Raw genomic sequence first — 11,966 nt, 5'->3', positions numbered from 1 at the left:
CAGTTCGATGCGTGGATGCGTGCGTGCCTAACAGTTTTGTTCGAGAATCCGGGACAACACTCTGTATCTGCGAACGCCAAATGGGGGATTTCGCCGTATGGACTTCAGGCGGCGCTCGCACTCCGGCAAGGCGTACAGCACGGCGCGGCGGGCATTCGGCGTATCTACCTCGGACAGGGCAAGCAGGGTGTAGAAGAAGGGAAACCGGCGCCACGCCCCCGCCCCGTCTGCGTGGCTCGCCAGTACGCCGATGCCTTCATCCAGGTGACGGGCGTAGTCGCCGAAACCGCCTATGGCCATGTGACGCCAGAGCGAGACGGTGCAGGGACCGCAGCAGAACGTTCCCCGCGGTTTGCCCTTCGAGTGCGCCGCCTCGAAACATCCCAGCAGTCTGGACGTTGCCGCCTCGAGTTCGGGCAACCGGTCGCGCCCGACGCGGCGGTTCAGCAGGATGATCGCCCGGCAGGTTTCTTCGGCGTGGATATGTCGCAGCGACGCCGATTGAAGTCGCTCACCCGTGAAGGTATAGAGTTTGGACCGGCTGTCCTGCTCGGTAACGCCGAACGTCCCGGCATAGGCGGACTCAGCGCCAAAACGACCGGCGAGCCAGTCCAGGGCGCGTTCCGCTTCGGTCCGGTCGAACGATTCACCGAGGAAGTGCCGTTCGTTGATACGGTCCAGCGTCTCGGAGAGACTGTGAGGATGGGGAATGCAGTCCATGGACTTCCTTGATGCACGCCAGGTGTCAGCGCAGTGGGCCGTTACACCCGAATTATATTGACACCATGGGCCTTGCGCCAGTAAATCATCCTCGCTTCATCTTCATTTCCCGCAGGATCTTAGCACCATCAAGGTTAACCATGCAACACCGTATAGTCGTGAAAGAAAAAGGACGCTACAACGCGTTCCCCGTATTGAATCATCTTCCGGACGGGCGGCTTACAATCGGCTGTATCTCTTCGCCTTTCGGGGATCACTACGGTCTGGCCGACTGGCGGACGCTCGAGTCCCGCGACGACGGACGAACCTGGACGCCGTCGGAAGATCCAATGCTGCCGCCCAACTGGCCGGGTACATCGCCGCGGGAACGGTACGACCGGCTCTCAGGCGTTCTACCCGGCGGCACCTTGATGGCGGTGGGTTCGGTGGGGCATGAATTGTTGACGCTGGACCGCCGGGAGGAAGCCGAGGCCCGCGGTCTGGGTTTCGTAGAAGATGAGACGTACACGTCCCGTTTTCCGGGAAAGTTGATCATATCGGGATATCGACTGTCGGTGATACGATCCCGGGATGGAGGACACTCCTGGGATCGGCGCACCTGGACCGTGCCGGGTTATAGATTCGCGGTCGGTTTTCCACGCGGGATTGTGCTCGAAGACGGTTCGTGGCTGTTTCCTGTTTACGCGATGCGCGACGGGGGCGAGAGCGATTGCCTCCTGTTCCGGACCGGCGACGACGGGGAGACCTGGCGTCTTCATGAGGCGGTGCCGCGTATCGGCAGCGAATGGGCCCTGGTGGAGACGGAGCCGAACCGTGTCCTGGGCCATATCCGCTCGACGTGTTACTGGGATCCGGCGGCCGTTGAGCGTACCTTTCACAGGGACCGGTTCTACACCCTTGAAGTCTGGTCGGAAGACGGTGGCAGGACCTGGACCCGCCCGGTTGAGACGTCCTTCGAGGGCTATCCGAACCACCTGCTCAAACTGCGTGACGGACGTATTCTGTGCACCTACGGCTATCGCCGGGCCCCGATGGGCATACGGGCCCTGATCAGCGAGGACGGCGGTCGCACCTGGGACACGGACCACGAATATGTGCTCCGGGATGACGGCGGTGGTGTTTCGAGTGCGTGGCCGCCGGAGAAGCGTCCCCGTATGGGCGGCGCGGATGTGGGCTATCCGATTTCGACGGAATTGGATGACGGTACCATGCTGACCGTCTATTACATCACGACGGAAGATGAAACCACCCATGTCGCCGCCACACACTGGCATCCTGACCGGGACAGACCATCAGGTCCTCGAGGAGGGTGAGCAACCGGCGCTCAGGAAATGGCGCCGGCTCGCCGCAGCACTCGCTCAGGAAACGGCGCCGTCTTGCCGCAGACGCTCCACGATGGCCGTGTGCCCGTACCGTTCGGCCCAGGCAATCGGCGTGGTCCAGGATTCTCCGTCGGGCTGCGGATCGGCGCCGTGCTCGAGATAGAGATCGACCAGCGCATCGCGGCCCCAGCGGGCCGCCCAGGCCAGGGGCGTGGAATGGAGCAGCGTATCCCTGCCGTCGAGCGAAGCGCCGTATTCGAGGAGCAGGCGGGCGAACTCGATCCGTTCGTCCTCTTTCAGATTCGGTTCGCCCCAGACTTTTCCGGTGGCCGCGATGTAGTGCGGGAGTGAGGTGTCGCGCCGGCCCTTCACGTTCGGGTCCACCCCGTGATCGAGGAACATGCGAAGGATCTCCGGGAAAACGGAACGATCGAAATCCCGGTACTTCCGATGGGGACCGCAGGGCCAGATGCCGATGGGCTGGATGACGAGTCTGTACCACCGTGGATCGTCCAGGGCCCAGTCCAGTTTGCGCAGGCACACGCCGACCACGCTGGGATCGCCTCCGCAGGCGGCGCCCCACAGGATCTGCTCGACCAGGTCGGGCTGCAGGTTCAGCGCCATGACGGCCGCGGAGGTATCGCATTCCAGGGCCGCACCGTCCGGCGTCATCGATCCTCCGTACCGGTACAGCAGCAGCTTCATGCGCTCGTCCCGGTTATTGTAGGCGCGGCTCATGGGATTGCCGGAGGCATAGACGCTGGCGTTCGCGTCGGCGCCCCGCTCGAGCAGCAACCGCGCGATATCGTGCTGGCCGTCGCCGGCCGCGATCCACAGCGGTTCTCCCCAGTTGTACGTCTCTTCCTCCAGGGACTGGATGCGGTACCGCTGGTTCGGGTCCATGCCGAGATCGAGCAACAGCTCTACCATCTCGTACCGGTTGTGTCGGACGGCGTCGCCCAGCAAGTGGGTTTCTGTATCAACATCCGGTTCGAACAGACCGGGGTGACTCGCGGCGACCTCGCGCACGGCTTCCCCGTCGCCCAGCATCACGTTCGTTCGCAGGCTCCTGGGGGCGCCCGCGCTCATAAGGATACCGGCGGCCATGAAACACCCTTCCGCCCGCCGCCGATCCGTAGCGGCCGTTTGATCTACGGCCAGTTCGAGGGGAGTTCGGTCTTCTAGATTGGTCTTGCCCGTGTCGGCCTTGACCGCCAGCAGCGCCTGTACGAGTCCGGGATGACCGTGGCTGGCCGCGTGGTGCAGGACCGTATTCCCGTCTTCGTCGCAGGCCTCCGCGAGTTCGGGCGCGGCGTGGATTTCCCGCATCGCGCCGGCCACGTCGCCATCCGCGACTTTCTCGGCGAGGCACACCACTTCCGGAGCTACGGTCAGATTCGGGCAGAGGTTCGCTTCCCGCCGCCGCTCCATTTCCTCGGTGATCGTTTCTACGACGTCATCAAAACCGCGGTCGCGGGCCATGACCAGGGGCGTGGAGGCATCCCGGTGGGGATAGACGCCCTGGTGCGGGTCGGCCCCCGCGGCCATGAGCGCGGAAACCGCGTCGATCCGGCGGTTCATCACCGCGTGGTGCAGGGCGCGGTGCTCGTCGTAGGACGCCGTGTCCACACCCACCAGGTGGGGCGCTACGGCCAGAATGGAATTAATGCGCTTCAAGTCTCCATCGGCCGACGCCTCGCAAAGCTCGGACACGGTAAAGGCGCCGGAGGTCGTCTCGTTCGTCATGTTTTCTTCTCCTCGGAGTCGTCGTTGCCCGCGACCAGGTGGCCGTATCGATCCGTATAGACCTCCATGAGATCGTCATACCGGTCTTCCACGGTGGTCCCGGCCAGGTACGGACCCAGGTGGTCGATGAAGGCGTGCCAGCCGGCGGAGAATCCCATCAGGATGTCCGGCGTGACGTGGGAATTCGTGAATCGCAGACGTGTGCCGCCCTCGCAAGGCTCGAGCACCCACCGGACCACGGAAAGCCCCCAGGTATAGGCAAACACCCGTTCCGGTACCCATTCGCAGACCGTGCCTTCCAGGTTTCCTTCCGACTTGAAGTCCACGTAGATCCTGCCACCCAGGCGGCGGTCCAACGTGGCTTCGTACTTCATCCAGGCCGAGATCCCCACCGCCGTCGTGACGGCCGTCCAGACTCGGTCGACCGGAAAGGGGTACTCCCGTTCGATGTCGATACAGTATTCCGGCGATATCCTGGCCAGATGTTCTGCCATAGTGATCACTGTGCTATAGTGTTAGTGTCAATTAGAACGGTCGGCGTTACAAATACTTGTGTTTCGGTCAAGAATTCGAACCCAATTTGCCGGAAACTTTAATCCGATGCGTTTCAGGCGACTCTCTTAACTGCTGGGGCATATCGAGGTTTGTATTGACAGTGCAACCCGGCGGCACTAACCATGATTTGTCGATATTATGGGAGCGGACGATGCGATTTGACAAGGAAAAACAGTGGATCGGCGCCGTGTACGCCGAAGACCTTGGCCTCATGGCCGAAATGCTGGCCGAAGACCCGTCTCTGGCCGATTTCTGCCACGAAGCCTTCGACGATCCCTATCGGGAGGGCCGCTTCCCGGTATATACCCTGTCCTTTGCCGTCGGCGGTCCTCCGCATCAGCAGATCGACTGGCGCCAGGTGGAACGCAGGATAAACTTCGACATGGTGGAGCTGCTCGTCGAAACAGGCGCCGACCCCAATATCGAAAACGTGCACGGCCGGCCCCTCTGTGTATGCCGTGAAGAACGTATGGCGCGGTACCTGATCGATCATGGCGGCGACATAAACCAGTGGCACGACAACGGGGGCGCGCCGGTTTATTTCGCGGTGTGGCAGATCGATCCCGAACGGCTGAAGATGCAGATCCGGCTGGGTGCCGATCCCGGACAGATTAATCCCCATAACGGATCTTCCGCCTTTCATTCCGCCGCGGAAGTCAGGCCCGGCGACGAACAGGTTGCCGATCACCTCGAGAACATTCACATTCTCAAGGAAGCCGGCCTGGATCCGAACCACCGTGCGGGCGTCGGCGTACAGTCGGACTGGGGCCCCGTCTACCAGGGCGATGCGCCGCTGCACATGGCCGCCCAGCTGAACAGGTCCGAAGTGATCGAAGCGCTGATTGCCGCCGGCTGCGGCCGGTCCCAGGCCAACGCCGCCGATGAAACGCCGCGCGAAGTAGCCCGCAGGGTCGGGCGAAGCGAGGACATCGTCCGCCTGCTCTAGGCGGCACGGAATCAGACCATGGCCTACGACTTCACCGGCAAAACTGCCCTGGTAACCGGTGCGTGCAAAGGAATCGGACGATTCACGACGATAGCGATGCTGGAGGCCGGCGCTTCGGTGACCGCGGCGGACCTGACCCCCTGCGCACGCAGCCTGGAGCTATTCCGGACACGCAGCGAGAAGGTGCACTTCATTCGCACCGATGTAACCGACGCCGCCCAGGTCCGGGCAGCGGTACGGCAGACCCGAAAACGCTTCGGACGCCTGGATTTCGCGGTAAACAACGCGGGCGTCTACAGGTACGAGGCACTGACGCACAAGTGGAGAGAAGACCGGTGGGATGACATGATAGACGTCAACCTAAAGGGCGTCTGGCTCTCCATGAAATACGAGATTCCCGCCATGCTCGATCAGGGTGGCGGGGCCATCGTGAACGTCTCGTCTGTCGCCGGCCTTGTGGGCATAGGCGGCATGTCCGGCTACGCCGCCAGCAAGCACGGCGTGATCGGCCTGACGAAATCTGCGGCGCTGGAATACGCCCGGGAAGGCATCCGGATCAATGCGGTATGCCCCGGCAGCCTGGCCCGACCGTCCCTTCGCTTTCCCCGCGTCTTCACCGAGGTCAAAGAGGACGACGGACGTCACCCCATGGGACGTTGGTGCAAGGGCGAGGAAGTGGCGGACGCGATTCTCTGGCTTTGTTCGGACCGGTCCTCCTTCACGACGGGCTACGCGCTGGCCGTAGACGGCGGATGGGCGGCGCGATGAAAGACTTACTGCTTCAGGACACTGAATTCCGAGTCTAGCCGCTTTTGGAATCGTCGATGTCGCCGACGACCGGAGAATCAAACTCATGTCCCTATTGACATTCAAGCTACTTTCCGCGGCCGCGATACTGGCCATCGCGGTGATCGGCGGGCTGATCCCCCTATACGCCGCCAGACACGAAAACAGCCGGCGGTTTTTTTCGCTGGGAAACGCTTTCGCGGGCGGACTGTTTCTGGGCGTCGGGTTTATCCACCTGCTGCCGGAGGGTATAGAAAAGCTCGAGGGGGTCACGGATTATCCCCTGGCCGTGCTGCTGGCCGCGATCGGCCTGGTGGCACTGCTGCTCATTGATCGTGTCGTTTACGGAGAGCATCACGACACCGGGCATACCGAAGACGGAGAGCAACACTGTATCTACCCGTACGTACTGCTGGTGCTGCTGTCGGTCCATTCCGTCATTGCGGGCATATCCCTCGGTATCGAATCCCACTTTACGGGGCTGGCCATCATATTGCTCGGGATCCTCTGTCACAAGGGATCAGCCGCCTTCGCACTGATGATCAGCGTCCTTCGGGCCGGCATCGAACAGCGCCGCCATCGGCCCATCCTGGCGGTTTTCGTATCGATGACACCATTGGGCATTCTGATCGGAATGGGGGCCGGCATGACCCTGCATGAAAACGAGACCGTCACGACCGTGATCGAGGGAAGTTTTAACGCCCTTGCGGCGGGAACGTTCATTTACGTGGCGATCATCGACATCATCGACGCGGAACTTTCGAGGCGCAATGTACGCGTGGCGAAATTCGTCATGAGCGTGCTCGCCGGCGAAGACGACCAGCCCATGCCCACCCGGGACCACGACCGCGTGTTTAAATTCGCCCTGGTCATCCTGGGTATCGGACTGATGGCGCTGCTGGTGGAATGGGCGCACGCCCACTGACCCGCGGCGAACCTCCCGTTCACTCAGCCGATGTGCACTTTTTCGCCGGTCTTCGCGCTGTCGTACATCGCGTCGAGCAGTTGCATGTACCGGTAGGCGTCATTCGCATTCACATCGGGCTTTACGCGGCCGGCGACCGCCCGGGCGAAGTGTTCGACTTCATGGAAGAAGGGCAGGCCGTCTTTCGGCGGATCGGAATGGGGCACGTCGGATTCGTCGTCGATCTCCCGGGAGGTGAAAACGCCGTCCTCCATCTGCCAAAGTTGACCGTGGGAATAGGCGCCCTCGCTACCGTAGACCTCCACCACGGTGGGCGTATCGCAGTGCACCCAGCGGGAGCAGTCGATCTGGATCGTCTTGCCTCCTTCGAAGCCGGCTATCCCCGAGAAATAGTCTTCGGCCGGTCCTTCCGGTCCGTCATACAGTGCCTCGACGACGTGCTTGGCGGCAAAGGCCCACTGGGGATCCGGACAGCCCATCCACCACCAGGCCAGGTCCAGCTCGTGGGACGCGTGCTGGCCCAATGCGCCGCCCTTCTGGCCGAAGACGTGGGTCCAGGCCTCGGGACTGTCCAACGGCGCCCTGTGGTTGTATTTCAGAAAGATGCGGGCGTGGTACGGCTCGCCGATGCGCCCCCGGCTTAACGCGACCCGCGTCCTGCGGTTCACCGGGGCATGACGCATGAAGAAGCAGAACTGCATCGTTACGCCGGCGCGCTCGGCCGCTTCCTTGAATGTCAGGATGTGGTCGGCGCGGGTGGCGTGCGGTTTCTGTACCAGCACGTGCTTGCCCGCGGCGATCGCGTCGAGGACCATGGGATAGCGGGCGGGCGGATTCACCGCCAGGAGGACGGCTTCCACGTCCTTGTCGGCCAGCAGGTCCTGGTAAGGTCCGTACAGACGCGGGATGCCATCCTCACGGCCCACCCGGTTCAGTCGCTCCTCGATCAGGTCGCTGATCGCGACGACGTCGAGCAGCGTGCTGGCACAGGCCGAACGGATGGCGGCATGGCCGGCCCCTCCGCAGCCAACTACGCCGAACCGAATCGCATTTTCCTTCTGTGTCATTGCTTGATTTTTAGTCATCGCTTGTTTCCTGTGTCAGGGACGGCAGGATCCAGGGCGGCAACGGGATTTAGGGCGATAGCCGTTCGATCACCCAATTGCCGTCTGCGCCGCGCCGGTACCGAATGCGGTCGTGCAGGCGGAGTTCCCTGCCCTGCCAGTATTCGAACTCATCTGGAGAAACGCGGAACCCGCCCCAATTGTCGGGACAGGGGACGTCACCTGAGGGGTGTTCCGCCTTAAGCGCTTCGTAGCGGTCTTCCAGCACCTTCCGATCGGATATGATCTCGCTCTGGCTCGAGGCCAGGGCCGCCAGGCGGCTTTCCAGGGGTCTGGACCGGAAGTAACGGGTGGATTCTTCTTCAGCTACCCGTTGAACCGCGCCCGTAATCCGGACCTGGCGTCCGAGCTCGCGCCAGTAGAACACCAGCGCGGCCCTGGGATTCTCATCCAGGTCCCGGCTCTTCGCGCTACGGTAGTCCGTGTAAAACACGAACCCCCGCTCGTCGACTCCCCGCAATACGACGATCCTGGCCGATGGCACGCCGGCCTGCGAAGCCGTGGCGACCGTCATCACGTCCGCCAGGTCGATCCCCGCGTCGACCGCGTTCCCGAACCAGATGTCGAACTGCTTGAACGGGTCTGCGTTCAGATCCTGTTCTTCCAGACTGCCAAATACGTATTCCCTGCGGAGTGCGTCCGGGTCCATGAGGGTGCTTTCTGTGCTGTCCATGCTATCTGTGCTGACCGAGCCGTCTGTGCTGACCGTGCCGTCCGCCTAACGCCACACGGCGAGAATCGCGCCCATCAACACGCTGTAGAGCACACGGTATCCGGACTGGATCAACCACAGTTTCAGCCCGGTGTCGCCGAAGGCGCTGTCCGAAGCCATCGCAGTGGCGATGAAACCGATGCCCACGAGAAGCCCGATCGATATACCTCCGCCCAGCGTCGATATGTTCAAGGCGCTGATGAACATCGCGAGTACGATCGCCGTGACCAGGGAGGTGAAGAAACTGATGACGAACGGTGTGGCGGATGGTTGAATCTGGTCTGCCGTCTTGCCCAGCGCGGCCAACCATGCCTCGCCAAAAATCGGGCCGTACCAGATCCCGCCCAGTGCGAATCCAGCAACCGTTGCCACGAGAATGGCCAGCCAGTTCAGTCCGGTTAACTCAAGCATGACGCCTCCTTGGTTCAGCATGGGTTTATTGTGGTACGACCGTTCCTTCCAGTCCTTCACCTTCGGTACTGCCGGTAGGGTCCGAGGTGGTTCCGCCATCCGAAGGTTCCGTCATCGGTTTGATCACGTAACGCAGGATGGTGACGTATTCCTCGGGGTTACCCCTGAAAATCATGCCGGGTCCCTTCAGGTACTCTTCCTCGTGGGGACCGGCGAATGCATATCCTTCTTCGGCCGCGAAGTTCCGCAGTCTTTCAATGGAGGGGGTTTCGTCTTCATAGGGACCGATGTAGAGCAGTTCCGCGACTTCTCCATAATCCCAGGTCGTAAGAGAAACCGTCATGCCGGGTATGTGGACATACTCCGGCAGTTCCGCCACCGAATCGGGAACGGGTATGCCATAGATACCGACCCACTCTTCCCTGGGGAGATCGGGCGAGACCGGCCAACGGGCCCTGGGCGCCGGAAGGGGCCAGTAATCCACGCCATTGACGCTGTAGTACAGATCGTACAGCATTTCGTAAGCTTCGGATGCTACGTGGTCCGGATCGCCCCTGGCCTCGACCACGATCATCCGCTGAGGCGGCATGGTTGAAATCGCAGGTTCGACGAGATGGCCATAGGAGGAAAGGTCGGGGCCCTTCCACAGGTAATAGCCCATCACGGACACACCGGCCACGACCGCGACGACAAAGACCAGCAACAGTTTTTTTATCATAGTCCTCCCGTCCCTGTTATGCGTAGGTGCGAACGCGGATCAGGCTAATATCGCCGATCAGGCTTTCATTGTGGATGCGCCGTGTCGTATGGCGCGGCGGCCGTAGCGGTCCCGTATGGTGTCGAGCGCGCGCACGAGACGATCCGACTGCCGGTCGCCTTCCGTGAAGAGATCGGTTTGCACGGGCTCCTCCGGTCTAACCAGGTTGCCGACGGCCACGCCGAGCAGCCGAATGCCCGTCTTGCCGTCCCAAACACCGTCGAACAGTTCCACGGCCGCCTTGCCGATGACGAAGTCGTTGTCTGTCGGCGCCACGGCCGCCTGCCGGGTGAGGGTCTTGAAATCCCCGAACCGGACCTTGACCCGGACCGTCCTGCCCAGTCGCCCCGCTTTCCGCAGCCGACGTCCCACCTTGTCGCTCTGGTCCACCAGCACGCCGTGACATTCCTCCCGGTCCGCCAGGTCCGTGCCGAACGTGTTTTCGTGGCCGACCGACTTCGCGGGATGCCCGGTCACTACGGGCCGGTCGTCCTGCCCCCGGGAGATCTGCGCGAAATGTGCGCCGGCGGCGCTGCCGAGCAGCCGTTGCAGTTCCTCCGATGATCGCCGCTGCACGTCCCCGATCGTCCGGAGTCCGAGACGGACCATGCGTTCCTGCATGTCCCTGCCCGCGCCCCATAGGCAGGAAACGGGCAGAGGCGCCAGAAAATCCAGTACGCGGTCCGGCGGGACGATCACCAGGCCATCGGGCTTGTCCAGGTCGGAAGCCACTTTGGCCACGAATTTGCACGGCGACACGCCGACGGATATGGTAAGGCGCGTTTCCTTCAGCACGTCCGCCTTGATCGACCGGGCGATCGCTTCGCCGTCTCCGAACAGCTGCGACGAACCGGTGACGTCCAGGAATGCCTCGTCAAGCGACAACGGCTCGACGAGGGGCGTATACCGGTGGAAGATCTCCTGGACCTGCCGTGAAACCGCTCCGTAGGCCTCCGATCTGACGGGCAGGAAGATCCCTTGTGGACACAGCTTCCTGGCCGTCGTGCCCGGCATGGCGGAGTGTACGCCGAATTCGCGCGCCTCGTAGGAACAGGTGGAAACGACGGACCGCGGCCCGTCGCCTCCGACGATGACCGGTTTGCCGCGCAGTTCGGGACGGTCCCGCTGCTCGACGGCCGCGAAGAAGGCATCCATATCCGCGTGCAGAATGGTGCGTGGGCGATACACTGTAGATGTAAGCAGGCGTGGAAGTGAATGTATTGACCGAGTACTATACATCCTATTAAACTAAACGCACGGCTGGCATACAAGGGCTTTGTTGACCTGTAGGCTCAGGGCGTTTTTTCCCAGGGCGGCCGGCGGAAGTGAGGTGATCGTGTCCGGACATGCAGACCTGAACTCGACCTTGATCGACGCCGTGGAGAATGGCGACCCGGCGAAAGTGTACAGGGCGATCGAGCTTGGCGCCGATGCGGCGATCATTACCCCCGCCCACATTCCGCCTCAGCAGGAAACCGATGAACATTACGAGATCATGAGATACCTTTTTTCCGTGGGTACTGAAGTGAACTTCGCGGGATTCGACGAGGGCATCCTCATGACGTTTTCCGCGTACCGAGGCCAACTGCGGTACCTGCGCCTCTACCTGGAAGCGGGCGCCGACATCAATCTCGCCCAGCCCATGAACGGCGTCACGGGATTGCACGTGGCGGTCCAGCACAACCTCCCGGACGTCGTGCGTTTATTCCTCGAGAACGGCGCCAGCGTCGATCAGGCCTGCCACGAAGACGCGCCGACGACCGACCCCGGACACGTATACGGTGAAACGGCCCTGCATTTCGCCGCCGCGGGGGCCGACTGGGTAATCATCGAAACGCTCCTGGCCCACGGCGCGGACCGGTCGGCAAAATCCTCCCGGGGAGAAACGCCGCTGGACTACGCGGTCCGCAACCACCGGTCGCCGGACGTGCAGCAGTTGCTCAGCTAAGACGCTGCTTCGAT

General features: G+C 62.2%; 13 protein-coding genes. 5 read left to right on the top strand and 8 right to left on the bottom strand.

Annotation, left to right across the window (positions count from 1 at the left end; genetic code table 11):
• Positions 1 to 27 precede the first annotated feature (27 nt).
• Positions 28 to 720 carry a hypothetical protein gene (locus tag F4X08_07335; protein MYD25611.1) on the bottom strand — a complete coding sequence of 231 codons (693 nt, stop codon included), beginning with the start codon at positions 718 to 720 and terminating at the stop codon, positions 28 to 30.
• A gap of 11 nt (positions 721 to 731) precedes the next feature.
• Here F4X08_07335 and F4X08_07330 point away from each other — a divergent pair, with 11 nt between their 5' ends.
• A complete protein-coding gene (locus F4X08_07330) occupies positions 732 to 2,033 on the top strand; it encodes a hypothetical protein (GenBank protein ID MYD25610.1) in 1,302 nt (433 codons plus the stop codon).
• 45 nt (positions 2,034 to 2,078) lie between these two features.
• Here the strand turns inward: F4X08_07330 and F4X08_07325 are convergent, their stop codons facing one another.
• Together F4X08_07325 and F4X08_07320 are read right to left on the bottom strand one after the other, a co-directional pair.
• The gene (locus F4X08_07325; GenBank protein MYD25609.1) at positions 2,079 to 3,788 is read right to left on the bottom strand and encodes a hypothetical protein; all 1,710 of its coding nucleotides are present in this window, start codon (positions 3,786 to 3,788) and stop codon (positions 2,079 to 2,081) included.
• The gene (locus tag F4X08_07320; protein ID MYD25608.1) at positions 3,785 to 4,282 is read right to left on the bottom strand and encodes a hypothetical protein; all 498 of its coding nucleotides are present in this window, start codon (positions 4,280 to 4,282) and stop codon (positions 3,785 to 3,787) included. Before F4X08_07320 ends, F4X08_07325 begins: the two co-directional genes overlap by 4 nt.
• A gap of 212 nt (positions 4,283 to 4,494) precedes the next feature.
• Between F4X08_07320 and F4X08_07315 the strand changes: the two genes are divergently transcribed.
• The 3 genes from F4X08_07315 to F4X08_07305 all read left to right on the top strand — a co-directional run bounded on the left by F4X08_07315 (position 4,495) and on the right by F4X08_07305 (position 7,000).
• A complete protein-coding gene (locus tag F4X08_07315; protein MYD25607.1) occupies positions 4,495 to 5,289 on the top strand; it encodes a hypothetical protein in 795 nt (264 codons plus the stop codon).
• A gap of 18 nt (positions 5,290 to 5,307) precedes the next feature.
• Complete coding sequence (locus F4X08_07310) at positions 5,308 to 6,057, top strand: SDR family oxidoreductase (GenBank protein MYD25606.1); 750 nt, start codon at positions 5,308 to 5,310, stop codon at positions 6,055 to 6,057.
• Positions 6,058 to 6,142: 85 nt separating this feature from the next.
• Complete coding sequence (locus F4X08_07305; GenBank protein MYD25605.1) at positions 6,143 to 7,000, top strand: ZIP family metal transporter; 858 nt, start codon at positions 6,143 to 6,145, stop codon at positions 6,998 to 7,000.
• Between the two features lie 23 nt (positions 7,001 to 7,023).
• On the opposite strand, the gene F4X08_07300 is transcribed toward F4X08_07305, so the two are convergent.
• The 5 genes from F4X08_07300 to F4X08_07280 all read right to left on the bottom strand — a co-directional run bounded on the left by F4X08_07300 (position 7,024) and on the right by F4X08_07280 (position 11,243).
• A complete protein-coding gene (locus F4X08_07300; protein ID MYD25604.1) occupies positions 7,024 to 8,085 on the bottom strand; it encodes a Gfo/Idh/MocA family oxidoreductase in 1,062 nt (353 codons plus the stop codon).
• 49 nt (positions 8,086 to 8,134) lie between these two features.
• Entirely contained in the window at positions 8,135 to 8,773 is a 639-nt protein-coding gene (gene pdxH / locus F4X08_07295; protein ID MYD25603.1) for a pyridoxamine 5'-phosphate oxidase, read from the bottom strand.
• 69 nt (positions 8,774 to 8,842) lie between these two features.
• Positions 8,843 to 9,346, bottom strand: coding sequence for a DUF1761 domain-containing protein (locus F4X08_07290; protein MYD25602.1), 504 nt, complete (start codon positions 9,344 to 9,346; stop codon positions 8,843 to 8,845).
• Positions 9,273 to 9,965: a hypothetical protein gene (locus F4X08_07285; protein MYD25601.1), complete on the bottom strand. Its 693-nt coding sequence runs from the start codon at positions 9,963 to 9,965 to the stop codon at positions 9,273 to 9,275. Before F4X08_07285 ends, F4X08_07290 begins: the two co-directional genes overlap by 74 nt.
• Positions 9,966 to 10,022: 57 nt before the next feature.
• On the bottom strand, positions 10,023 to 11,243 hold the full coding sequence (locus F4X08_07280) for a DNA polymerase IV (GenBank protein MYD25600.1): 1,221 nt from the start codon (positions 11,241 to 11,243) through the stop codon (positions 10,023 to 10,025).
• Between the two features lie 97 nt (positions 11,244 to 11,340).
• Between F4X08_07280 and F4X08_07275 the strand changes: the two genes are divergently transcribed.
• On the top strand, positions 11,341 to 11,952 hold the full coding sequence (locus F4X08_07275) for a hypothetical protein (GenBank protein ID MYD25599.1): 612 nt from the start codon (positions 11,341 to 11,343) through the stop codon (positions 11,950 to 11,952).
• The last annotated feature ends 14 nt before the right edge of the window (positions 11,953 to 11,966 follow it).

Source organism: Gemmatimonadota bacterium, from assembly GCA_009841265.1.
In the GTDB taxonomy this organism is placed as follows: domain Bacteria; phylum JAAXHH01; class JAAXHH01; order JAAXHH01; family JAAXHH01; genus JAAXHH01.
This window is presented reverse-complemented; position numbering and strand designations above follow the sequence as displayed.